The following is a 21,529-nucleotide window of genomic DNA, read 5'->3' as shown; positions in this document are numbered from 1 at the left end:
ATTCCCACATCCATGCCCGCGCTTGCCGCGAGCACGGGTCAGGCGATCAGCGCGGCTTGTCGCTGTCCTGGAAGCCCGGTTGCGTGGGCTGGAAGTCGCGCGGCTCCTCGCCGTCCTTCTCGTTGAGCACCGCGTCGCGGATGGCGAAGAGCGCCTTGAGGTCCGCCTCCACGTCGTCGTGCAGTTCCTCCTCGGGCGCGTCCTTGTCGATCACGCCCGGCGGCGCGGCCGCCACCGCCGCCGCGTTGCCGGTCCATGTCGCGGGCTCGGGCATCACGCGCCCTTCGGTGCCCTTGCCCTGGAACTGCCACGCGATGCTCATGAGCCACTCCTCCGCGCGCGGCTCGAACTTCTCGATCTCGCGCTGGAAGCTTTCCTGGAAGGCGTAGACGTAAGTGAGCAGGTCGTCGTGCCCCTGCTTGACGATCAGCTGCACGTGCATGCCGGTCACCTGCCGGCGGTTCACCGCCGTGAGGATGCGGATCTCGATCCAGTCCGATGGGATGCCGTGCTTGCGCATCGTGTCGCGCAGCACCACCTGCACGAGCTCGCGCCGCGGCGCGTTCTTGCTGCCGTACTGCTCGGTCTGCTCGCTTTCCTGGAACTGCGAGGTCGCCGGCTGGCTCGGGGGCCCCGAATGCTTTTCCTTGCCGCCGAAGATCTTGTTGAGCAAACCCATCGGGCTATTGTGGCATTTCCTCCAGCATGAACAGCATCTTGGTGCCCGCGAGGTCCAGGACGTCCTTGTCGGCCAGCGGCATGGGCTCGTCGGCCACCGCCTTGCCATTGAGCATCGGCACGGTCTCGCCGGCCAGGTGCGACACGAAGTACCCGTTGCGCCGGTGCGAGACCGAGACCACGCACACGCCCGGCCGCCCGAACGTGGTCACGGCCTTGACCACCGGCACCGTCAGCCCCGCGGACGTGCCGGACATCACCTGGAACGCCGCCTGCTGCAGCACCGCGAAGTCGGATGCGCTGAACTGGGTGGTGCCGCCGAACTGGCTCTCGGGCCGCTCGTTCTCCTGCACGTAGCGGATGCGGAACGGCCCGATGGCGATGATGTCGCCGTCGTGCAGCTGCACGCGCGCCTTGGCCATGTGGTCGTTGATGTACGTGCCGTTGGTGCTGCCCAGGTCGCGCAGCCACACGTCGGCCAGGCCCTCGAGCTCGAACACGCAGTGCTCGCCGCTGACCACCATGTTGTCCAGGACGATGTCGTTGCCCGGCTTGCGCCCGAGCGTGGTCCGCGGTTTCGACAGCTGGACGTGCTTGACTTCGACGCCTTGCACCGACGCGATCAGTTGCGGCATGGACCCCTCCGTAAGGCTGCTGCGAGGGCCATGGTAACGGCCCGCAGGCCGGCCTACAAGGAAGCTATGTCTCGCGCCCGTCGTCCAGCGGCACCTTCAGGCTCGCGCCGACCAGGAAGCCCTCGCCGTGCCGCAGGCACCGCGCCACGATGGCGTCGCAATGCAGCGGGTAGGAGTGGCCGTCCATGATGAAGTCGATGATCACCTTGACGCGGTCGCCCGGCGCGTAGGGCCGGTCGCTCTCGAAGGACAGGCCGTGCGTGCTCAGGTCGTGCGTCACGGTCTCGCGGCCCTCCACCTTCACCGGCATGCCGGCCTCGAAGCGTTCGGCGATGCGCTTGTCGCGCACCCGAAGCGGGATCGCGATGGTCGGCGGTTCTACGACTGGCATGGGCCCAGCCTAGCCGGGCCGTTGCAACGGTTCGTAGGACGCCGCGGCGCTTTCGTGTCAGATGTAACCGACAGGGATGCGCACATGACGCAAATGCAGGGCGATGCCCAGCGCGGCCATGTGGTTGCTGTCGCGCGCGAGGATGCGCTCGGCCAGCGGCAGGAACTCCTGCTCCTCGTAGCGGGCGTGCGTCATGTACACCTGCACCAGCTCGCGCAGCAGGTCCTTGTCCACGAAGATGTCGCCGCCGCGGGCAGCCGTACGCACGGACGGCTCGATGCGCTTCCAGGTCTTTTCCACCTGGCGGTGCTCGCGCACGAGGTGGGCCACCATGCCCTGGATGCGTTCGCGCTCGGGGCCGGGCTCGGCGCTGCGCAGCACCGCCGGGAACAGCTCGTTCTCCTCGTCGGCGTGGTGCGGGATGACCACCTGGTCGAACATCTCCAGCAGCTCGCGCGTGACGGAGCGCGCGCGGTGCGCGGCTTCCAGCAGCGCGGGCAGGTCCTCGGCGGCCTTGAGCGTCTCCAGGATGCCGGCATGGCACTGCGAGAACGCGGGCAGCGGCGCGTCGATGTCGATGGGGCGGGCGGCAGCGTCTTGGGAGGCCATGGCGTCACTCTAGGGACACCCAGGGCCCACGGTCTTGACTCAGGTCAAGCGTTCGGGTTGTCCAGCCATTGCCGCACCGCGCCATTGAAGGCGTCGGGCTGCTGCAGCATCACCCAGTGGCCGGTGCGAAGGCCCACCACCTTGCTGGCCGGGTTGGCCTTGACGCGATCGGGCCACTGCGGCGAATGGAACATGAAGGGCTTGCGCTCGCCGTAGATGTAAAGCACGGGACACTCCGGTGCCACGCGCACCGAGGGCTTGAGGCCGCCGGTCCAGGCCATCCAGTACGGGTAGTCCATCTGCCACGTGATCGGCGCGGGGTCGCTCGGGCTGCGCAGCCAGCGCGCCATGTTGCGCGTCATGGCGGTGCCCACGTTGCCGCGCAGCAGCCATGCGAGCGCGAGCCAGAGCTGGTAGCCGGCGACGCCGAGCTTGGCCTTGAGCGGGAGCGACGCGAGGAAAGCCTTGCTGTTGGTGTCGCCGATGTCGACGGCGACGATGCGCTTGACGCGCTGCGGGTGGCGCATGGCGTACTGGTAGCCGAAGACGCAGCCCCAGTCGTGGATGACGAGCGTGACGGGCTCGTCGGGGCTGGCGGCATCGACGACGGCGGCGTAGGTCGCGACGAGTTCGTCGAGGGTCGGCTTGCGAGCGGGCTTGCCGTTGTCGTAGCCGGGCAGCGTGAAGCGCACGCAGCGGTAGCGGTCCTTCAGGGCGGCGACCGTCGAGTCCCACAGCCGGTAGGTGTCCGGCCAGCCGTGCACCATCACCAGCGTCTCGGCGCCCTCGCCTTCGACGTGCACGTCGACGCCGGCGACCTGCATCACGTCTCGCGCTCCACGTCGGCGGCGAAGTCTTCCTTCGCCAGGCCGATGTTCCAGTTGGGGTACGTCGCCTCGAAATTGGCGCGCATCTCGGCCAGCGGCACGTCGTCGTAGGCGCCGCGCTGCAGGAGGTATTCCATGTGCCGGTTGCCGCTGCGGTCGAACGGGTGGTAGATGGAGTCGTTCTCGCCGTCGAAGTCCAGCGGCAGCAGGCCGAACTTGTCGCACAGCTCGACGTTGAAGGCGGGGGTCGCCTTGCGCCAGGCGCCGGCCAGCCAGATGTCCGCGTAGCCGTGCCAGGTGAACACGTCGGTCTTCATGGTCTGGCGCATGCGCTCGGTGGACAGGTGGTTGCGCACGTCCGCGAAACCCAGGCGCGCCGGGATGCCTTGCGCGCGGCAGGCGGCCGCCAGCAGCGCCGCCTTGGTCACGCACCAGCCGTGGCCGAGCGCGAGCACGCGGCTCGCGCGCATGCCGTCGGGCGTGAGGTCGACGCGGTAGGGGTCGTAGCGGAAGCCGTCGCGCACGGCGTAGTACAGCGAAACGGCCTTTTCACGGTCCGTGGCGCCTTCGGCATGGGCGCGGGCAAATTCCACGACGGCCGGGTGCGCGCTGTCCACGAGCGTCGTGGGCGCGATACATTGCTCTGGACTCGGGTTCTGCATGGCCGCAACATAGCAGACGCGAGGCCGCAGTACCGCTACGCAGGAGACACCGATGAAACCCGTTTACGAAGCAGCCCATGGCGTCGAGGCCCACATGATCGCGGACCTGCTGCGGCAGGAAGGTATCTCGGGCATGGTGCAGGGGGAGTACCTGCAGGGTGCAGTCGGCGGGTTGCCGGCGGCGGGGCTGGTGCGCGTGGTGGTGGATGAAGCCGATTACGACCTGGCGAAGAAGGTGATCGACCGCTGGAGCGCGGCGCAGGTGCATGAAGAACCCGCCACGTCTGCGAGAGAGGGCGCGCTGCGGTGGCCGCACTTCTTCGCGGGGTTGCTGCTGGGGGCTTTTGCGGCCTATGTGACCGGGCTCGTCCAGGCGCCTGCAACTGCGCCCCAAGTGGAGCTGTGCCGGCCCTGACGGCTCACGAGAAACGAACGCTCAACCGCGCAAGCGGCGCGTCGAACTCACCGGTCCACGCCTCGCCTGCCTTCACCGGCCACGCATCGGTCCACGTGCCCGTGGTGACCACATCGCCGGGTTGCAGGTCCGTCGCCCCGGGGTAGTCGCGCAGCACTTCGAGGAAATGCATCAGGGCGTGCATCGGCCCATCGAGCACGCTCGCGCCGGCACCCTCGTCCTTCACCTCGTTGCCGCACTTCAACCGCACGCGCGCCGCGGCGAGCCTGGCTTCCAGCGACGCCGCGCCGCCCGCCACCTCGCGCACCGCAATGCGCTTTCCCACCAGCAGCCGCGCGTGCAAGCCGCCGTCGGCCACCGTGTCCGCGGCGACGAACTTCCACGCCTGGTGCGACTGCACGATCTCGAAGCCCGGCGCGATCCACTCGATGCTGTCGAAGAGATCGTCCAGCGACGCCCGCGCCGGCGGCGTGCGAGCCATGCCGAACACGCACTCCGGCTCGATGCGCGGATGCGCCGTGCGCGCGAGCGACAACGCGCCCTCGCCTTCGCAGAACGTCACCGTGCTGTCCCACACCGTCCCCCAGATCGGCGCGAACACGCCGTAGCGCGGCCAGATGGTGCGGTTGGTGAAACCCACCTTGTAGCCCAGCGGCTTCTCGCCGCGCGCGATGCGCATCTCGCGCACCGACAGCGCGCGCTCGTAGGCCGTGTGCACATCGGTGCCGCACGCACCCGGCCATTCGGTGCCGTCGTCGTAATGCCGCAGCAGTTCTTCGGGGGTCATCCCCGCAGCTTAAGCCACAATCCGCGCAATGAGGCAGGCCGTCCTGTTGATCCACGGCATCGGCGAGCAGCGGCCGATGGACTCGCTGCGCGAGTTCGTGGACGCGGTGTGGACGCGCGACCGCGAGGTGCAGCGCCCCGGCGCCAACGCGGGCGCGTTCTGGAGCAAGCCCTACACGCTCTCGCAGGACTTCGAGCTGCGGCGCCTCACGACCGGCGAGAACCGCGCGGGCCACCGCACCGACTTCTTCGAGTTCTACTGGGCGCACCTGATGCACGGCACCACGATGGGCCACGTGGTCGCATGGGCCGCGACGCTGTTGTGGCGCAAGCCCTCGCGCGTGCCGAAGGAGTTGCGCGGCGCCTGGGTGCTGATCTGGCTGCTGCTCCTTGCCGGCGTGGGCGCGGCACTGGCGTTCGCGCTGCACCGAACGCAAGTGCCGCCGTGGGTACCCGTGCTCGTGAACGCCGTCGTGCTGCCGGCCGCCTATGCCGTCATCCGCAACATCGTCGGCGACGCCGCCCGCTACCTGCACGTGTCGCCGCGGAACGTGCAGCGCCGCCACGCGATCCGCAGCGCGGGCTTCAAGGTACTCAAGTCGCTGCACAAGCAGGGCTACGACCGAATCGTGGTGGTGGGCCACAGCCTGGGCTCGGTGATCGGCTACGACATCCTCTCGCACGCGTGGGGCGCATGGCACACCGAGGACACGGGGGAAGGCACGAAGAATTTCACGGTGACCGAGGCGCTGGAGAACCTCGCGGCCGAACATGCGGAGCATGGCCGCTTCAGCATCGACGAATTCCGCAAGGGCCAGCACGCCTGCTTCGACGAGCTGCGGCACAACGGCAGCCGCTGGTGCGTGAGCGACTTCGTCACGCTGGGCAGCCCGCTCGCGCATGCGCCGGTGCTGCTGGCCAACGATGCGGAAGACCTCAAGAGGCGCTTCGAGCAGCGCGAGCTGCCCACTTGCCCGCCGACGCTGGAGGCTTCGCCACGCGGGCTGCGATTCACCTACACCGACGGCGAGCGGCGCACGCTGCTGCACCAGGCGGCGCTCTTCGCGCCGACGCGGTGGACCAACCTGTACTTCCCGGCTCGCGCGCTCGTGTTCGGCGACGCCATCGGCGGGCCGCTGGCGCCGCTCTTCGGGCCGGGCGTGGTGGATGTACCGGTGTGCACCAAGGCGCGCCTGGGGCTGCTGTCGCACACGTTGTATTGGTCGCCGGGATCCGTGGAGGGCGATGACGCCCATCTGGCGGCGCTGCGACGGGCGATCGACCTCGCGGGTGCGGGCGCTCAGGACTCGCCTGAAATGCCGGGAGCGGGTCGGGCCACCAGGACGTCCAGCAGCATGGCCACCGGACGTACGAGCGGCTGAACGCTTTCACCGACAGCTGCCTTCGGCACGGCCAGCTTGTCCCAGCCGCGTCACGGCACGCGCTTCTCGTCGACGCAGGTCCGCTGCTGCGCGAGCGCGCTCAGCAGCAAGGTCACGCGGGTGCACTCGATGGCTGGGTCCACGAATGCCTTGGCGAGCGTGTCCACGCGCGGCCGCAACGCGGTGGTCTCGATCAGGCGCTCCGCCTTCACACCCGCGGCGAAGGCCAGCACGGCCACCTTGTCCAGGTGATCCTCGCAGAGATCCCCCGGCAGGGCATGGTCCAGTAGGCGCAGGATGCGCGCGCCGACCTCTTCTCGGCGTTGCGTGCGCAGCTCCTCGGGGTGACTGTGATCCGCCAAGGCTGCTGCCGCCCAATATAGATTGATCGCCTCGACGGACATGCGGGAGCCGACCCACCGCCCAAGCTGCACGCACCAGTCGTACCGCGCCTGGAGTTCGTCGCCTTCGCAGTCGCACAGGATGTCGACCAAGCCTCGATCCACGCAGAGTTGCACGATGCGATTGTGAGGTTCCCACTGCACCGAGAGCCCTGCGGTGCAAATCGCCTTGAACTGTTCCACGCTGGCGGACGCACTCTCGACCGCATGAAGCGCCGCAACTTCCATGACATGGCAAGCGCTATTACGCAGGTAGCGCCAACCCTCCTTCCATAGATGCACCCAGCCGAGTTGCGTGGTGCCGCAGGTGCCGCCAAGGCGCCAGGGCGCGAGGAGGACGCCACCGAGCAGGTAGCGAGCCGTGGCATTTTTCCTCGGCAGGGCGGCAACGATGCACTTCGCTTCTTCGGCACTGCAGTCGTGGCGCCCCTGGATCATCGCGGACAAGGCGTCGAGCGCCGGCACCCCCCCCCCCGCTCCCGTTCGGCTGGGACAACGACGCCAGCTGAACGATCGCCTTGGCGGCCATCTCCGCTGCACGGGTCTGCTGGCCGGGGTCCGAGGAGTTTTGTGCCACCGCCCTGAGGAGATTGGCGGCGAACTTCAACTGATTCGACTGGAGTTTGCCCCCGCGCGTGGCCATCGCCATCTCCGCCCAATCGAGCAGGAACTCGCCCAGGACCGCCTGGCACGCTGGCGGCGCCATGTGCATGAAGTCCATCGCGAGCCTCGTATAGGCGTCGCCCCCTTTGGTTGGAAGCAGCCTGACGTTGGCCTGCTTGCAGCACAGGGCGCAAAGGTTGACCAGGGCTTCGTCACCGGTGCCGGGCGCTCGGTGCCCGAACTCCTCCATCGCATGCCGGAACTGCTGGGCCGACGCCACCCCGCCGAACATGCTGGGAGGGCCCAGCCTCCACGGCTCGACGTCGGAGTGTTCGGGGCCGAGGTCCACATACAGCACGCCGCCGAGGGGCATGTCGGACTTGGCGTCGTAGTAGCTGACGTCCAACCACGGCGTCCGCGTGGCGGGGGCGCCGTCCGAATCGGAATCGTCGTCGCGAGCGGACGGCTCGCCCCAACCCATGCGCACCTCGACTCGTGGTGGCAGCGCGGGCTCGTCCTCGGCCGAGGACGCGCAGCCGCGCAGGAACTCGCTGATGGTCGGCGGCTCCCCGCAGTCGGCCAGGAACTCGCTGATGGTCTGCACCGGTTCATTGACGTCTTCCGGCTCTGGCACGTGCAACGCGCGTCGAGCCAGAGGGTCGGCAGCCTGGAAGGGGTTCGGCTGTGCTGCGGCCTTGCGGTCCTGGCCGCCGACCTGGCCGGGAACGTGGAATGTGACACCCGGGGTTCTGCCGGTCGAGCTCATCGCTTGCTTTCATTCTGGCGAGCCCATGTCGAGCCCACGAATGAGTAGCACGCGTTGCGCTGCGGTTCCGGCAGCTCAGCCCGCCTTTGCCGTCGCCGCCTTGCGGTCCGCCACCACCTTCTGCGCCGAAGGCCGCTCGCCGATGAACTTCGTGTACGCCTTGTGGTCGATCCCGCCCGCCGCGAGCAGGTCTTCGCCGTAGACGGCCTTGGTGGTCATCGCCACCAGCGGCAGGTTGGCGAACGCGCTGCAGTCCGCCAGGGTGAACGTGTCGCCCGCCACGTACGGGGAGAATTTCGCCAGGCGCTTGAAGCCCGCGATGTCCTTCTCCAGGTCCTTGCGGATGCGCGCCTGGTTGCTCTCCGACAGCGCCGGCGCACCGAAGAACGCCATGCCATAAAGCTGCCGCGCGGTGATCTCCAGGTGCCAGTCGAGGAAGGTGACGAGCTCCCTCACCTTGGCGGCCTGCATCGGGTCCTTGGGCAGCAGCGGTTTGTCGGGGTACTTCGCCTCGATGTATTCGAGGATGGCCTGGCTCTCACACAGGCCGCCTTCGTCCGTGGTGAGGAAGGGGATCTTGGCCAGCGGCGACACGGCCAGCACGGCCTCGTCGGTGCTCTTGGTCGCGCAGTAGACCTCCTCGAAGGGGATGCCTTTTTCGAGCAGGGCGAGCTTGACCTTGTTGTAGTAGTTGCTGATGGCGAAACCGTGGAGTTTCAGCATGGCGGGTGTCCTCGTTGGCTGGAAAACCGGCATTGTTCCATCGCGCCGGCCCGCTCGCTGTCCCGCAGCGGACCGGCCGCGCGTCAGTCGCGTCGATGCGGCCCGGTGTGCGAGTCGCCTTTGTCGAGTGTCAACGCCCATTCAAGCAGCGTGCCCATGAGCACCATCGGGTCGGCGTACGCCGCAACGATGGGCACAAGCTCGGGCAGCAACGTCGTGTTCGCCTCGATCTCGCGGCAGACACGTCCCATCCGCTCCCTGTCGAACTCTTCGACGCACCCGCGCACCGCGCGGGGCAAGTTGGTCCGAGGCGCATTCGGCGCGCACACGGCGAGCACGGCAAACATCGCGGCGACCCGCGGGCGTAACCTGCAGTGCTGGTGGGCGGGTTCGAGCGAAAAGGCGAGCCATTTGAACGTGTCCAGCACGCGCTCGCGCTGTGCCGTACGCCCGGCAAGGTTCGCGCGCCGGTCGTGCAAATCCGCCGCCGCCCACAGCAGGCCCACCGCCTGCTGCAGGTGGGCTGGCAGTTCATCCTCCTGGCCCACGACGTCGCGTACCATCGACTGCGCCTTGCTCAGGCATTCGTTTGCAAGCCGCGCCGCCTCCTCCGCGATCGGCCAGGCGCCGATCAATTCCGGGTAGCCCGATTCCGTGGCTGCCATGGCGAGCGCCATCACCTCGTTCCAGCGTTGCTTGTCGTCCTCGAGCCACGCCGCGGCCTCGAACGCCGCAGTGCTGGTCGCCTGGAGGCATGCATCGAGGCCGGGCGCGTCCGGCGACGCAAGATGCACCTTCAGGTCTTGCGCCAGCAACCTGGCCGCGACTTCGTGGCATACGGGATAGAAGCGGACGACCTGCGCCGCAACCTCGGCGCGGGCGGTTCGCAAAGGATAGGCCGCGCTGGCGTGGTCGAGGGGGCTGCGCAGGAGTGTGCGGACGAACTCGCTGGCCGACGCCGCGTCCAGGGGCGGCAGCAAGCCCAGCCACGCCGCGGCATCGACCCGGGCCGGCGGCTGCGCGAAGCAGGCAGAGCTCACCTTCCCGGTCAGGAACGCACCGCACTCGCCGCGCGCCAAGGTATTTTCCACATGATTGCCGCGCGCAAGTTGCGCCAGCTCGGGGATGGCGGGGTCCATCCATGGCACGCCCGCGTCCACCGCGCACTGCAAGGTGATCGCCGCGTTGCTCGCAACGTCGACCTGGGCGTCCGAGCTATCGGCCTTGATGGCGGCCTCGGCCGCGAACCGAAGGCACTTCACGAGTTCGGGCAGGCGCTGCATGAATTCGCGTGTCCGCTCCGGGCTGGCCGAAAGTGCGGCAAGTGCGTTCACGAGCGACTGGACATGGCGCAACGCGGTCTCGGTTGCACGCGCCGCCATCGGCGTGCCGGGCACCATGTGGGCGTGTTCGATGACGAGTTCGGCGAACCGGTTGCGGTCGCGAGGCCCGACGATCGCCGTGCTGTCCGCGCGGTCGCAACAGGTGGTCAGCAGCAGCGCGGCATTGAACAGGTCCCCGCCTGGCGGCAGCTCGTGAAGCTGGCCGAACGCGTCGGCGAACTCGTCCGGCGGCGTGTGCGCACCCAGCAGCGCCACCGTGTGGCCGAAGGAGACCATCCGGTCGGGCAAGGCCCGCGTGCCTTCCGGCGTGAAGTGCATGCGAACAGAACGATCGTGTGGGAGGCGGGGTTGCATCGAAGCGGCTCACAAGAGTGGGTGAAGAAGCTGGGTAACCCTCGCAGGGCTCCCGGTTCCCCAAGCCGTGAGTGGCGCGCCTACTGGAAAATCCTGAACAGCCTCCTGAACACATCCCCGATCGGGTCCTCCTGGCGCGGCCGCACAGGAATGCCCCCCGGCCTTTGCCCCGGCTGGCGCACGGGCCGCGGGATCGACCACTCCACCCGCGGGTCTATCCAGCGGTTGCGCAGCGACTGCTGCACCACCTCGCCCACGATCGGCAATGCGCTGCGGGCGCCCTGCCCCCAGCTGTCGCCCATGGTGACCTTGTTGTCGTTGAAGCCGACCCACGCGCCCGCGACCAGCTGCGGATGCATCAGGATGAACCAGCCGTCGCTGTTGTCCTGCGTGGTGCCGGTCTTGCCCGCGACGTCCGCCTCGATGCCGTAGCGCGCGCGGATCGCGACGCCGGTGCCTTCGTCCACCACGCCTCGCATCACGTTCACGAGCTGCAGCGACTGCACGAGCGACATCGCCGGCGGCTCGGGCGGCGCGGGCGCGATCGTCTCCAGCACGTTGCCCTGCTTGTCCTCGATCTGCGTGATGAGCACGGGCTCGACGTAGTGCCCCCCGTTGGCGATGCTGCCGTAGGCGGACACCATCTCCTTGAGCGTGACGGGGCTCGTGCCCAGCGCGAGCGAAGGCACCTCCTCCAGCTTGCTCTGGCGTATGCCCATGCCGCGCGCGAACTGCGCCACGCGCTGCGGGCCGATGCGCATCATCACCTGCGCGGTGATGGTGTTCTTGGAGTACACAAGGCCGTCGCGCAGCGTGGTGGGCAGGCCCGAAGGCGGGGTGACGTCGCTCGGGCTCCACACCGGCCCGCCGTCCTGCCGGATGAAGACCGGCTGGTCCACGAACACGTCGAACGGCGACATGCCCGCTTCGAACGCGGCGCCGTACACGAACGGCTTGAACGTGGACCCCGGCTGGCGCCGCGCCTGGTTCACGTGGTCGAACTGCTCGGTGGCGTAGTCGCGGCTGCCGACCCAGGCCTTGACGTGGCCGTTGCGCGGGTCGAGCGCGAGAAAGCCCGCCTGCAGCACCGCGGCCTCCTCGCCCTTGCGGCGCGGCACGTAGCCTTGCAACTGCTGCAGTTGCCGCGTCACCGCCGCATTCGCCGCCTTCTGCAGGCGCGACTGCAAGGTGGTGCGCACAACGAGCCCGTCGGAATAGATGTTGTAGCCCTTGCGGTCCGCCCATGCGATGAGCCAGCCGCGCACCTGCTGCGCGGCGTGCGGCGCGATGCCCAGCGGCTCGGTCTGGCGTTCGAAGTCCAGGCCCAGCGGCCTGGCGCTCAGCGTCTTCAGCGTCGCGGGATCGACCTTGCCCGCCCTGGCCATCTGCGCGAGGACGAAGTTGCGCCGGGCCAGCGCGCGCTCGGGGTTGAGCACCGGGTTGTAGAAGCTCGTGCCCTTGAGCATGCCGATCAGCGTCGCCGCTTCGAGCACATTGAGCTGGTTCGCCGACTTGTCGAAGTACGTCCGCGCGGCCATCTCGATGCCGAACGCGTTGTAGAGGAAGGGCACCGTGTTGAGGTAGCTCTCCAGGATCTCCTGCTTGCTGTACACGCGCTCGATCTTCATCGCGGTGATGGCTTCCTTCACCTTGCGCGTGAGGCTGATCGAGCGGCCGATCTCCTCCGGGTACAGGTTGCGCGCGAGCTGCTGCGTGATGGTGCTGCCGCCCTGCCGGTCGCCCAGCAGCGTGCGCACGCCCGCGCCCACGGTGCGCACGGGGTCGATGCCGTAGTGCGAGTAGAAGCGCCGGTCCTCGGTGGCGATGAGCGCGTCCACCACCTTGGGCGATATCTTCGCGAGCGGCACCCATTGGCGGTTGAGCCGGCGGAACTCGGCAAGCTGCACGCCGTCGGCGGACATCATCACCGACGGTGCTTCGGTCTTGACGCGGCGGATGTCGTCCACGCTGGGCGTGAACGGCACCAGCATCAGCGGGTAGAGGATCGCGGCGCCGAGGGCGGCGGGCCAGGCACGGCGTATCCACGTCGCCCAGCGGCGCAAAGCGGGGTTCATGGGTGCGAATCTACTGTTGCGCTACGCATCCGCGGTGTAGGACTGCGGCGCGTTGCAGCCCGGCGGGGCTACTGGTAGACCTCGTCCGCACGCAGCACGAGCGACTGCGGCAGCGCAAGGCCGAGCGCGGCAGCGGTCTTCGTGTTCAGCGCGAGTTCGTATTTCGTCGGCAGCTCCACGGGCAATTCAGCCGCGGGCGTGCCTTTGAGGATGCGGTCCACGTACGTGGCCGCGCGGCGGTAGATCGCCGGGATGTCGGGGCCATAGCTCACGAGCCCGCCGGCGCGCGTGAACGACTTCTGCGCGGCGATGGTCGGCAGCTTGTGCTGGACCGCTGCCGCGGCGAGCTCGCGCGCGAAGGTGTTGATGAGGCCGCCGATGGCGACCATCACCGCGTCGACGCGTTGCTGGCGCATCGCGGCGAACGCCCCGGCCATGTCGGAGCTCGCCGAAAGCCGCACCGGTTCGAGCAGCTGCATGCCCAGTCGCGGGATGGCGGCCTCCAGCGGTGCCTGCCAGGATTTGCGATAGGCGTCGACCCCGATGTCCATGCACACGGCCACGCGCTTCGTCGCGGGCGCGGCCTCCTTCAGCACTTCGAGCTGCTTGGCGAAGCGCTCCGTCGACACCGCGTAGGTCAGGCCCGTCACGTTGCCGCCCGGCCGCGCAAGGGTGCGGACGACGCCCTCGCCGAGCGGGTCGCTGCTGGAGGCCATCATCACGATGGGGATCGAACTCGTCGCGTTCCTCGCCGCCTGCAGCGGGATGGGGCCCGCGACCACGATCACCTCGACACGCGACTTCACCAGCCCTTCGGCGAGCGCCGGCAGCTTGTCGATCCGGCCCTCGGCGGAGGCCACTTCGACCACGAGCGTGCGGCCTTCGACATAGCCCAGGTCGCTCAACCCGTCACGGAACGACTGCAGCATCTGCGAAGTGACGGCAGGCGACAGCACGCCGATACGGCGCACCCCTTGCGCCCGCGCCGCTGCGCCGACCGCCGCACCACCCGCAAGCGCAAGCGCGTCGAGGGTGAAGCGGCGGCGGTCCATGGCGCTACGCGGCCTTGCGCGCGAACTGCGGGTAGGTGCGTTGCACGACGGTCCCCTGCAGGTCCCACGCGATGCAGCGGTCGAGGTGGTGGGGCGGCTGGGTCACCTCGGCGGGCTTCAGGCTCAGCTGCCGGTACGGGAAGACCGTCTGGTACGCGGCCGTGGCCATGTTGAAGAGCAGCTCGCGCAGGTGCGTGCAGCCGCGCACGCCGCCCAGGCGCTCGTCGATGGCCTGGCGCCAGCCGGGGCCCAGGCGCACGCCGACCATCTTCTGCATCGGGTCCTCGCCCTGCCGGCATTCGCCGAAAGGCGTGGCGTCCATCGAGGCCGCGATGGCGCGGATGGTCATGCCCTCGTCCAGGGTGATGCGGATGGCCATGCCATGGATGGGCTCGCCGGCCTCGCGGAGCTGGTCGCCGGCGCGCGGCTGCACATAGGTCTTGGTGTCGGCCATCTCGGCTTCGATGTCCCAGAGGCCGTCGTCGCGAAGGTAGCCGCGGTAGGTGGCGGCGCGGGTGTGGAGGTGCTGCCGGGCAGCGGGGGGTGGCAGGGGCATGGCGCGATTTTCCCACTATGGCCGAGCACCGGCCCGGGATGCCCGCGCGGGCGACAACGCAGCCTCGCTGAGGCCGAACGCCGCGATGCGTGGCGGCAAGCCGGCTCCGCGTGCGAGCGCCGCGCAGGCCTCGCCCATGGCCGCGCAGGTCTGGATGCCGTAGCCGCCTTGCGCGGCGACCCAGAAGAAGCCTTCGGCCTGCGCGTCCCAGCCGCCAACGAGGTCGCCGTCCGGCACGAAGGACCGCAGGCCGGCCCACGTGCGCGAGGGGCGGCGGATGGCGAGCGTGGTGTATTCCTCGATGCGGGCGATGGCGGTGGCGATGTCGAGTTCTTCGGGCTGCACGTCGTGGGGCGGCACCGGGTCCGCGTTGGCGGGGGAACCGAGCAGCATGCCGGCATCGGGCTTGATGTACCAGTCTTCATGGACCGTGAGCGTGGCGGGCCAGCCGTGCACGTCCATCGGCGGCTGGAAGACGAAGGCGGAGCGGCGCTTGGGTTGCAGGCCGATGGTGGGCAGGCCGGCGAGCTTCGCGACCTCGTCGCACCAGGCGCCTGCGGCGTTGACCACGATGGGCGCTTCGAAATTGCCTGCGCGCGTGGCGACTTGCCAGACGGAGCCTTTGCGCGTGAGGCCGGTGACCTCCGCGTCGCAGACGATGCTGCCGCCCGCGCGCCGCACGCCGCGCAGGAAGCCCTGGTGGATGGCGTGCACGTCCATGTCGAAGGCGTCGGGTTCGAGCACGGCGCCGATGACTTTTTCGGGGCGCAGGACGGGGACTTGCGCGAGTGCCTCTTTGGCGTCGAGCATGCGGGCCTTGTCGCTCAGCGCGCGGACGACATTCCAGTGTTCCTGCAGTTCCTTCTCGGTGCCCGGTGGTGCGATCACCATCGCGCCGCGCGGGCCGAGGAGCGGGTGCTCGGCGAAGCCCTCGGGCGGGGACTCGAAGAAGGCGCGGCTTGCCTTCGTGAGCATGCGCACTTGCGGCGTGCCGTAGCTTTCGAGGTACAGCGCCGCGGAGCGGCCGGTGGAGTGGTAGCCCGGCTGCGATTCGCGTTCGAGCAGCGTCACGCGGCCGTGCGGCGCGAGGAAGTAGGAAACCGATGCGCCTGCGATGCCGGCGCCGATGACGATGAAGTCCGCTGAATGCATGTCCGCAAGTGTGTCATGCCGGTCGGCTACAGTCCTCGCCCGTGAGCCTTCCCCGCGCATTGCTTGTCATCTCCGCCGGCGTCGCCGCTGCGCTGCATGTTGGAAAGCTGCCCCCCGCAGTCGCGGCGTTGCAGCAGTCCCTCGGCCTCTCGCTCGTCGACGCTGGCTTCCTGCTCTCCATGGTGCAACTCGCCGGCATGACCACCGCCGTGGTCATGGGCGCATGGGTCGACACGTTGGGTCTCAGGCGAAGCATCGTCGCGGGCCTCTCCGTGCTCGCCGCAGCAAGCATCGCCGGCGGCTTTGCCAAGACGCCCGCCATGCTGCTAGCCACCCGTGCGATGGAAGGCTTCGGCTTCCTGATGGTCGTGCTCCCCGCCCCCGCCCTCGTGCGCGCGCTCGTGCCCCCGGGCCGCGTCAACACGATGATGGGCGTGTGGGGCGCCTACATGCCCTTCGCCACGGCAATGGCCATGTTGGCCGGCGCCCACTGGATCGCGGCGTACGACTGGCAGACGTGGTGGTGGGCCATCGGCGCACTCTCCGCGGTGATGGCCGCGGCCATCACCGTCTTCATCCCGCCGCCACCGCCGCACGTCGTGCAGGCACGCGCCGCAGGCCTGGGCCGGCGGCTGCGCACGACGCTTGCGACCCGCGGGCCGTGGCTGCTCGCACTGGCCTTCGCGTGCTACTCGTTCCAGTGGCTCGCCGTCGTGGGCTTCCTGCCGACGATCTATGAACACGCCGGCATCCCGCCCGGCAAGCGCGGCTGGCTCACCGCGCTGGCGGCCGCGGTGAACATCGTCGGCAACGTGGCGGCCGGGCGATTGCTGCATCGCGGCCTGCGGCCCGTCGCACTCATCCGCATCGGCTACGTCGCGATGGGCGTCGCAGGCATCGTGGCCTTTGCCACGCCCGAGCCATGGTTCGCCTTGCGCTTCGCCGCCGTGCTCGCCTTCTCGATGGTGGGCGGCCTGATCCCCGGCACGCTCTTCTCGCTCGCGCTGCGCCTCGCGCCCGACGAGCGCACCGTCTCCACCACCGTGGGGTGGATGCAGCAATGGTCCGCATTGGGCCAGTTCATCGGCCCGCCGATCGTGGCGTGGATCGCCAGCGTGGCCGGCGGCTGGCAGCTGACGTGGGTGGCGACCGGCACTGCCGCACTGCTGGGCCTCGCCTTGTCCTACGCGCTCGGCCGCCTGCCGCTCCTACGATGAAAGGATGTCCGCTCGACTGATGCCGTTCCAGCACGCGCAGCGCCCGTCCAAGGGCGCCGTGCTGTCCACCGTGCTCATTGCAGCGATGGGTATCGCCATCTGGTCGCTGCGGCGGCAGAAGGCACCCAAGCTGCAGGTGGAATGCGAGGCGCCGATCTGCGACGTCATCCCATCACTCGCCGGCCTCACCCTCAGCACACCCGTGCCCGGCAACTCGGTGCAGGTGCACGAGAACGGCGCGTTCTTCGACGTGCTCATCGAGCGCATCCGCGCCGCCAAGAAGTCGGTGAACTTCGAGACCTTCCTCTGGAAGGACGGCGTGCTGGCCACGCGCATGGCCGACGCCTTGTGCGAACGCGCACGCGCCGGTGTGGCCGTGCGCGTGATGCTGGACGACACGGGCGGCAAGAAGATGGCCGACGCAACGCGGCAAAGGCTGCGCGGCGCGGGCGTGAAGCTGCAGTTCTTCCACAAGCGCAGCATCCAGAACCTGGGCCTGCTGAACGACCGCGACCACCGCAAGCTGTGCGTGATCGACGGCCGCGAAGCCTTCGTCGGCGGCCACTGCATCGTCGACGACTGGCTGGGCGACGCGCAGGACGGCTGCCACTTCGCGGACGTGAGCATCCATGTGCGCGGCCCCATCGTCCACAGCCTGCAGGGCTGCTTCTGCGACAACTGGATCGGCGAGACCGGCGAGCTGTTCATCGGCGACGATTACTTCCCGAAGCTGGAGCCGGCGGGCGATGTGCTGATGCATGCCGCCTACGTGAAGCCCAGCAACTCCGCGTCGTCGGTGAAGGTGCTCCACCACAGCATCCTGTGCATCGCGAAGAAGCGGCTGTGGATCCAGAACCCGTACTTCATCCCCGAGCCCGAAGCCATCGACGCGATGGGTGCAGCCGTGAAGCGCGGCGTGGACGTGCGCGTGCTGATGCCCTCCACGGCCGGCTCCGACTCGCCGATGGTGCAGCGCGCCGGCCACCGCAACTTCGAGAAGCTGCTCAAGTGCGGCGTGCGCCTGTTCGAATATCCGCACACGCTGCTGCACCAGAAGGTGATGACGGTGGACGGCCAGTGGTGCGCCGTGGGCTCCACGAATTTCGACGACCGGTCGTTCGAGACGAACGACGAGATCACATTGGGTATCCTCGATGCCGCGACGGCGCAGCGGCTCGACGGCATCTTCGAGAAGTACGTGGCCCGCGCGAACGAGATCACCCTGGACACATGGAACAAGCGCAGCCCTCTCAAGAAGATCCGCGAACACGCCTTCTACCTGGTCAACGAACTGCTCTAGAAGGCGCGCGCCGCGTCGAAGACAACGGCATCGTGCGGCACGTGTGGGGCGACGACGCCTCACCGCCGCTCGTGCTGCTGCACGGCGGCAGCGGCAGCTGGAGCCACTGGATACGCAACGTGCAGGCATTCGCGGCCGCGGGCCGGCGCGTCGTGGTGCCCGACCTGCCGGGCTTCGGCGACTCCGCCGCGCCCGAAGGCGTGCGCGATGCCGACGGCATGGTGGAGCCCATGGCGCAGAGCCTGCGCAACGTGGCGGGCGAGGGGCCGCACGACCTCGTCGGCTTCTCCTTCGGCGGCATGCTCTCGGTGATGATCGCCGCTGCGCACCCGCAGCTGGTGCGGCACCTGGTGATCGTCGGTGCGCCGGGCTTCGGCCTGCGCGACAAGCGGCTGAAGCTGTTCGACTGGCGCCACCTCGACACCGCGGACAAGCGCGCCGAAGTGCACCGGCGCAACCTCGGCATCCTTATGCTGCACGACCCCGCGGCCATCGACGACCTCGCCGTGCACCTGCAGGCGCAGAACGTGGGCCGCGACCGCATGCGCCGCCGCAGCCTCGCAATGACGGACATCGTCAAGCGCACGCTGCCGCGGCTGCAGTGCAGGTTCGATGCGGTCTACGGCGAGCACGATGCGCTGTACGACGAGCTGATGCCCGAGCTCACCGCGGTGATCGAGTCGATGCCCAACAAACGCGAGCTCGTTTTCATCCCGCGCGCGGGGCACTGGGTGCAATACGAACAGGCCGAGGCTTTCAACGAGGCGGTGCTGGGCTTGCTGAGCCGCCCTTGACCGACACGCTTTCGCGGCGCACGCTGGCAGCGGCGTGCGGCGGCAGCCGCAAGCATGAGGCATGGCTACAAGAGAAGTCACCAACTCCGAACTGACCACGGCGCCCTATTCCGCCGTGGGTTTGATCCAGGTCTACTGGGCCGACGGCACGGTCACCCGCGGCACCGTGTCCATGGTGGGCCCGAACGACGTGCTGACCGCCACGCACGTGATCTACGACCCTGCGCACGGCGGCCTCGCGAAGAACTTCGACCTGTTCTTCGGCGTGGACTTCAACAGCGCGGCGAACCGCTTCGACTCCGGCACGCAAAGCTGGTCGCTGCGGGCCGGCACCTTTGCGTGGGATGCGTTGCGCTTCACGGACCGGGTGTTCAGCGACTCGAACCCCGGCGTGTCGTTCTCCGAAAGCCAGTTCGACGTGGCCGTGATCGGCCTGTCGACGCGCGTGGGTGACGCCACCGGCTGGTTCGGCATCGACCCCGGCAGCGACTTCTCGCAGTGGGCCATCGAGATCGGCTACCCGAACAACGGCACGGGCATGATGACCGGCGACGTGTTCGTCGAGCGCAATTCGACCTACGGCGTTTACACGGCCACGGCCGGCGGGCTGGGCCCGGGCAGCAGCGGCGGGCCGCTGTTCACCAACGACTACTACGTGCTCGGCGTGAAGAGCGGCGGCAGCGGCGGCGTCTCGTCGTGGGCGGACCTGGGCATGGTGCGCGATCCGGTGTTCTCGTTCCTCAGCACGGACGATTGGCTGCTGCAGTGGCGGCAGCCGACTTCCCTGCAGACCGAATCGGCGCTTGCGGTGTACCGCGCGTTCTACGGTGTCGCGCCCGGCACGGACAACGCCCGCGACCTGATCGCGCGCGTGGGCGTAGAGGGCGTGCCTGCGTATGCGAAGGACCTCGCAAATGACTTCGCGGCGGCGCCCGCGGACCAGCTCGCGTCGCTGGTGCTGCAGGACCTCGGCGTGCGGCCCTCGACGCTGGGCGGGAGCAACCCGACGGCGAGCTACTACGCGCTGCTGGATGCGGTGACGTCCGTGTTCGTGTGGTACCCGGATGCGCGCGGGCAGGTGGTGTTGAACATGACGAACCTGCTCGCGGGGCTGGAGAGCGATGCGGTGTACGGCAACGTGGCCGTGGCGTTCAACGACCGGGTCGATGCGGACTTGGTGGCGGTGACGACGGTGGGCGTGGCCTAAGCCTGTGCCGTCTCCACCATCACCTGCCAGAACGCGGCGGGCGCGCCCATCCAGTGCCAGAAGCTGCAGCCCACGAACCCATGTTCGTCGACGAGGCGCAGGAACTCGCGTGCGCGCTCGGCGCACGCCGACGCGGTCTCGCATCCTCCGTCGCCCGTGCCGATCCACGCGGCGCCCACGGGCACAAACGGCACCTTCACGTGCGCGTTGGCCTTGATCGCACGCTCCAGCCGGTTGTTCACGCTGGGGCTTGCGCCGTAGTAGACCTGCGGCGCATTGAAGCGGGCGTGCTTGACGAACGCATCGAAGGCGTAGCCGGGGAAATTCTTCGGGATGTCGTTGCCGCACATCGCGATGCCCAGCTTTGCCGCCGAAAGCTTGCTGCGCAGCGCGGAGGCGTATGCGTCCGCCTCCACCGCGCCGCCGTTGAAATAGCCTGAACCGCCTTCGGCGTCCATCAACACGCCATCGATGCCCAGGTCGATGGCGATCTGCGCCGCCACCGCGCCCTCCTCGGCCGCATGCGCCACGCTGCCCCCGTGCGGCACGTGCCAGCCCCACACCGAGACCTTCTTCTCGCGCAGTGCCTGCAGCACTTCCTTGAACAGCGGCAGCTGCCTGGGCCGCACGTTGTCGAAAGGCTCGTCGCCTTCGGCGATCTTGATCCAGACACCCGAGAGCCCCGCCGCTTCCGCCTTGCGCGCCATCGCGGCCACGCCGATCTCCGCCTTGACGACGGGCGCGAGCCGCCAGATGAACATGTTGCGCCCGGCCAGCTGCGCGCTCATGACAGTGCCGCCTTCACAGCCTGCTTCACGGGGCCGGCCGCGATCATGTGGAAGCCTTGCGGCGTGGGGTGCAGCTCGTTCGCCCAGTAGCCGGCGTCCTCGGGCAATGTGCCCGCGGTCTTGGCGACGAAGATCGGGCCGAGGTTCTTCGTGTCCTTGGCCAGCTCCATCTGCGCCTTGCGCAGGCGGTTGATCAGGTCGCGGAACAGGTCGCGCCGCAGAGCCACGGGCACCTGCGCCTTCACCATCGGCTCCTTCAGCCAGTCCGCCGGGCCGAACACGCCGGCGCCCGTGGGCCATGCGTAGTCGTAGTGCTGCAGGATGACCGGCGCGCTCGCGTTGTAGCCGCGGAACTTCGTGATCAGCGTGCGGTAGTGGCCCATGATGCCCGCCATCAGCGCGTCCGGCTCGCTCTGGCGGTAGCACTCGTCCACGTCCTTCGCGCCCTTGCACACGTCCCTGACGATGCGAAGGAAGTCCTTCATGCCCGCGACGTCGTTGCCGCCGCCACTGAGCATCAGGGCCTTGACGCTCTTGCCGTAGAAGCGGAAGGCGTAGTCGATGTCCTTGCGGTACTTGGTGGCCCACTCCGCCGCTTCGGAGCCGTTGTTGCCCACGACGAGGAACTCCTCGTTGGGGAACAGGCCGCCGAGTTCGGTAGCGAGGTTGTCGAAGGGGTACCAGAACCAGGAGTCGCCGATCATCATGACGGCGGGGGCGGCGGATTGCGCGAGGGCGCCGTGGGTGCCCCAGTACACATTGGCGGGCATGGGGAGGTCCTCCTCCACCATGCAATGTACTTAAAAGTGTTCC

23 protein-coding genes are annotated in these 21,529 nt (G+C 68.7%); 6 read left to right on the top strand and 17 right to left on the bottom strand.

The window, feature by feature from the left end; translation table 11 throughout:
* Positions 1-46: 46 nt before the first annotated feature.
* From H8R02_RS06960 to H8R02_RS06935, 6 genes are all read right to left on the bottom strand, one after another.
* Positions 47-679: a hypothetical protein gene (locus H8R02_RS06960; RefSeq protein ID WP_187080662.1), complete on the bottom strand. Its 633-nt coding sequence runs from the start codon at positions 677-679 to the stop codon at positions 47-49.
* 4 nt (positions 680-683) lie between these two features.
* On the bottom strand, positions 684-1,313 hold the full coding sequence (locus tag H8R02_RS06955) for an FHA domain-containing protein (RefSeq protein ID WP_187080661.1): 630 nt from the start codon (positions 1,311-1,313) through the stop codon (positions 684-686).
* A gap of 64 nt (positions 1,314-1,377) precedes the next feature.
* Complete coding sequence (locus tag H8R02_RS06950; RefSeq protein WP_187080660.1) at positions 1,378-1,704, bottom strand: PilZ domain-containing protein; 327 nt, start codon at positions 1,702-1,704, stop codon at positions 1,378-1,380.
* Between the two features lie 57 nt (positions 1,705-1,761).
* Positions 1,762-2,313 carry a hemerythrin domain-containing protein gene (locus tag H8R02_RS06945; protein WP_187080659.1) on the bottom strand — a complete coding sequence of 184 codons (552 nt, stop codon included), beginning with the start codon at positions 2,311-2,313 and terminating at the stop codon, positions 1,762-1,764.
* Between the two features lie 44 nt (positions 2,314-2,357).
* Positions 2,358-3,137 carry an alpha/beta fold hydrolase gene (locus H8R02_RS06940; RefSeq protein ID WP_187081099.1) on the bottom strand — a complete coding sequence of 260 codons (780 nt, stop codon included), beginning with the start codon at positions 3,135-3,137 and terminating at the stop codon, positions 2,358-2,360.
* Positions 3,137-3,802 carry a transglutaminase-like domain-containing protein gene (locus H8R02_RS06935; RefSeq protein WP_187080658.1) on the bottom strand — a complete coding sequence of 222 codons (666 nt, stop codon included), beginning with the start codon at positions 3,800-3,802 and terminating at the stop codon, positions 3,137-3,139. Before H8R02_RS06935 ends, H8R02_RS06940 begins: the two co-directional genes overlap by 1 nt.
* A gap of 52 nt (positions 3,803-3,854) precedes the next feature.
* Here H8R02_RS06935 and H8R02_RS06930 point away from each other — a divergent pair, with 52 nt between their 5' ends.
* Positions 3,855-4,217 carry a putative signal transducing protein gene (locus tag H8R02_RS06930; protein WP_187080657.1) on the top strand — a complete coding sequence of 121 codons (363 nt, stop codon included), beginning with the start codon at positions 3,855-3,857 and terminating at the stop codon, positions 4,215-4,217.
* Between the two features lie 4 nt (positions 4,218-4,221).
* Here the strand turns inward: H8R02_RS06930 and H8R02_RS06925 are convergent, their stop codons facing one another.
* Positions 4,222-5,004, bottom strand: a complete 783-nt coding sequence (locus H8R02_RS06925; RefSeq protein WP_187080656.1) for a 2-keto-4-pentenoate hydratase — start codon at positions 5,002-5,004, stop codon at positions 4,222-4,224.
* 28 nt (positions 5,005-5,032) lie between these two features.
* On the opposite strand from H8R02_RS06925, the gene H8R02_RS06920 reads away from it, so the two are divergent.
* Entirely contained in the window at positions 5,033-6,385 is a 1,353-nt protein-coding gene (locus tag H8R02_RS06920) for a hypothetical protein (protein WP_187080655.1), read from the top strand.
* Between the two features lie 50 nt (positions 6,386-6,435).
* On the opposite strand, the gene H8R02_RS06915 is transcribed toward H8R02_RS06920, so the two are convergent.
* From H8R02_RS06915 to H8R02_RS06880, 8 genes are all read right to left on the bottom strand, one after another.
* Entirely contained in the window at positions 6,436-6,969 is a 534-nt protein-coding gene (locus H8R02_RS06915) for a hypothetical protein (RefSeq protein WP_187080654.1), read from the bottom strand.
* Positions 6,970-7,030: 61 nt separating this feature from the next.
* Positions 7,031-8,155, bottom strand: coding sequence for a hypothetical protein (locus tag H8R02_RS06910; protein ID WP_187080653.1), 1,125 nt, complete (start codon positions 8,153-8,155; stop codon positions 7,031-7,033).
* A gap of 75 nt (positions 8,156-8,230) precedes the next feature.
* Complete coding sequence (locus H8R02_RS06905; RefSeq protein ID WP_187080652.1) at positions 8,231-8,878, bottom strand: glutathione S-transferase family protein; 648 nt, start codon at positions 8,876-8,878, stop codon at positions 8,231-8,233.
* A gap of 83 nt (positions 8,879-8,961) precedes the next feature.
* Positions 8,962-10,539 carry a hypothetical protein gene (locus H8R02_RS06900; protein ID WP_187080651.1) on the bottom strand — a complete coding sequence of 526 codons (1,578 nt, stop codon included), beginning with the start codon at positions 10,537-10,539 and terminating at the stop codon, positions 8,962-8,964.
* Positions 10,540-10,655: 116 nt separating this feature from the next.
* Positions 10,656-12,650: a penicillin-binding protein 1A gene (locus tag H8R02_RS06895; RefSeq protein ID WP_187080650.1), complete on the bottom strand. Its 1,995-nt coding sequence runs from the start codon at positions 12,648-12,650 to the stop codon at positions 10,656-10,658.
* A 68-nt stretch (positions 12,651-12,718) separates the two neighbouring features.
* Positions 12,719-13,702, bottom strand: coding sequence for an ABC transporter substrate-binding protein (locus H8R02_RS06890; RefSeq protein WP_187080649.1), 984 nt, complete (start codon positions 13,700-13,702; stop codon positions 12,719-12,721).
* A 4-nt stretch (positions 13,703-13,706) separates the two neighbouring features.
* A complete protein-coding gene (locus H8R02_RS06885) occupies positions 13,707-14,258 on the bottom strand; it encodes a DUF2889 domain-containing protein (RefSeq protein ID WP_187080648.1) in 552 nt (183 codons plus the stop codon).
* Between the two features lie 15 nt (positions 14,259-14,273).
* Complete coding sequence (locus H8R02_RS06880) at positions 14,274-15,410, bottom strand: NAD(P)/FAD-dependent oxidoreductase (RefSeq protein ID WP_187080647.1); 1,137 nt, start codon at positions 15,408-15,410, stop codon at positions 14,274-14,276.
* A 41-nt stretch (positions 15,411-15,451) separates the two neighbouring features.
* Here H8R02_RS06880 and H8R02_RS06875 point away from each other — a divergent pair, with 41 nt between their 5' ends.
* From H8R02_RS06875 to H8R02_RS06860, 4 genes are all read left to right on the top strand, one after another.
* Positions 15,452-16,627, top strand: a complete 1,176-nt coding sequence (locus H8R02_RS06875) for an MFS transporter (RefSeq protein ID WP_354004880.1) — start codon at positions 15,452-15,454, stop codon at positions 16,625-16,627.
* Between the two features lie 4 nt (positions 16,628-16,631).
* Positions 16,632-17,927, top strand: coding sequence for a phospholipase D-like domain-containing protein (locus H8R02_RS06870; RefSeq protein WP_187080645.1), 1,296 nt, complete (start codon positions 16,632-16,634; stop codon positions 17,925-17,927).
* 32 nt (positions 17,928-17,959) lie between these two features.
* Positions 17,960-18,721, top strand: coding sequence for an alpha/beta fold hydrolase (locus H8R02_RS06865; RefSeq protein WP_354004879.1), 762 nt, complete (start codon positions 17,960-17,962; stop codon positions 18,719-18,721).
* A 61-nt stretch (positions 18,722-18,782) separates the two neighbouring features.
* On the top strand, positions 18,783-19,928 hold the full coding sequence (locus H8R02_RS06860; protein WP_187080644.1) for a trypsin-like serine peptidase: 1,146 nt from the start codon (positions 18,783-18,785) through the stop codon (positions 19,926-19,928).
* Here H8R02_RS06860 and H8R02_RS06855 read toward each other — a convergent pair.
* Together H8R02_RS06855 and H8R02_RS06850 are read right to left on the bottom strand one after the other, a co-directional pair.
* Entirely contained in the window at positions 19,925-20,716 is a 792-nt protein-coding gene (locus tag H8R02_RS06855) for a hypothetical protein (protein ID WP_187080643.1), read from the bottom strand. The genes H8R02_RS06860 and H8R02_RS06855 overlap by 4 nt on opposite strands.
* A complete protein-coding gene (locus H8R02_RS06850) occupies positions 20,713-21,486 on the bottom strand; it encodes a hypothetical protein (protein ID WP_187080642.1) in 774 nt (257 codons plus the stop codon). Before H8R02_RS06850 ends, H8R02_RS06855 begins: the two co-directional genes overlap by 4 nt.
* Positions 21,487-21,529: the final 43 nt, after the last annotated feature.

The sequence above is a fragment of the Ramlibacter albus genome, assembly GCF_014297445.1.
In the GTDB taxonomy this organism is placed as follows: Bacteria; Pseudomonadota; Gammaproteobacteria; order Burkholderiales; family Burkholderiaceae_C; genus Ramlibacter; species Ramlibacter albus.
This window is presented reverse-complemented; position numbering and strand designations above follow the sequence as displayed.

Excerpts from the sequence above, each read along its gene's own strand:
- H8R02_RS06960 (WP_187080662.1), bottom strand. The coding sequence starts at position 679 with ATGGGTTTGCTCAACAAGATCTTCGGCGGCAAGGAAAAGCATTCGGGG.
- H8R02_RS06955 (WP_187080661.1), bottom strand. The coding sequence starts at position 1,313 with ATGCCGCAACTGATCGCGTCGGTGCAAGGCGTCGAAGTCAAGCACGTC.
- H8R02_RS06950 (WP_187080660.1), bottom strand. The coding sequence starts at position 1,704 with ATGCCAGTCGTAGAACCGCCGACCATCGCGATCCCGCTTCGGGTGCGC.
- H8R02_RS06945 (WP_187080659.1), bottom strand. The coding sequence starts at position 2,313 with ATGGCCTCCCAAGACGCTGCCGCCCGCCCCATCGACATCGACGCGCCG.
- H8R02_RS06940 (WP_187081099.1), bottom strand. The coding sequence starts at position 3,137 with ATGCAGGTCGCCGGCGTCGACGTGCACGTCGAAGGCGAGGGCGCCGAG.
- H8R02_RS06935 (WP_187080658.1), bottom strand. The coding sequence starts at position 3,802 with ATGCAGAACCCGAGTCCAGAGCAATGTATCGCGCCCACGACGCTCGTG.
- H8R02_RS06930 (WP_187080657.1), top strand. The coding sequence starts at position 3,855 with ATGAAACCCGTTTACGAAGCAGCCCATGGCGTCGAGGCCCACATGATC.
- H8R02_RS06925 (WP_187080656.1), bottom strand. The coding sequence starts at position 5,004 with ATGACCCCCGAAGAACTGCTGCGGCATTACGACGACGGCACCGAATGG.
- H8R02_RS06920 (WP_187080655.1), top strand. The coding sequence starts at position 5,033 with ATGAGGCAGGCCGTCCTGTTGATCCACGGCATCGGCGAGCAGCGGCCG.
- H8R02_RS06910 (WP_187080653.1), bottom strand. The coding sequence starts at position 8,155 with ATGAGCTCGACCGGCAGAACCCCGGGTGTCACATTCCACGTTCCCGGC.
- H8R02_RS06905 (WP_187080652.1), bottom strand. The coding sequence starts at position 8,878 with ATGCTGAAACTCCACGGTTTCGCCATCAGCAACTACTACAACAAGGTC.
- H8R02_RS06900 (WP_187080651.1), bottom strand. The coding sequence starts at position 10,539 with ATGCACTTCACGCCGGAAGGCACGCGGGCCTTGCCCGACCGGATGGTC.
- H8R02_RS06895 (WP_187080650.1), bottom strand. The coding sequence starts at position 12,650 with ATGAACCCCGCTTTGCGCCGCTGGGCGACGTGGATACGCCGTGCCTGG.
- H8R02_RS06890 (WP_187080649.1), bottom strand. The coding sequence starts at position 13,702 with ATGGACCGCCGCCGCTTCACCCTCGACGCGCTTGCGCTTGCGGGTGGT.
- H8R02_RS06885 (WP_187080648.1), bottom strand. The coding sequence starts at position 14,258 with ATGCCCCTGCCACCCCCCGCTGCCCGGCAGCACCTCCACACCCGCGCC.
- H8R02_RS06880 (WP_187080647.1), bottom strand. The coding sequence starts at position 15,410 with ATGCATTCAGCGGACTTCATCGTCATCGGCGCCGGCATCGCAGGCGCA.
- H8R02_RS06870 (WP_187080645.1), top strand. The coding sequence starts at position 16,632 with ATGTCCGCTCGACTGATGCCGTTCCAGCACGCGCAGCGCCCGTCCAAG.
- H8R02_RS06860 (WP_187080644.1), top strand. The coding sequence starts at position 18,783 with ATGGCTACAAGAGAAGTCACCAACTCCGAACTGACCACGGCGCCCTAT.
- H8R02_RS06855 (WP_187080643.1), bottom strand. The coding sequence starts at position 20,716 with ATGAGCGCGCAGCTGGCCGGGCGCAACATGTTCATCTGGCGGCTCGCG.
- H8R02_RS06850 (WP_187080642.1), bottom strand. The coding sequence starts at position 21,486 with ATGCCCGCCAATGTGTACTGGGGCACCCACGGCGCCCTCGCGCAATCC.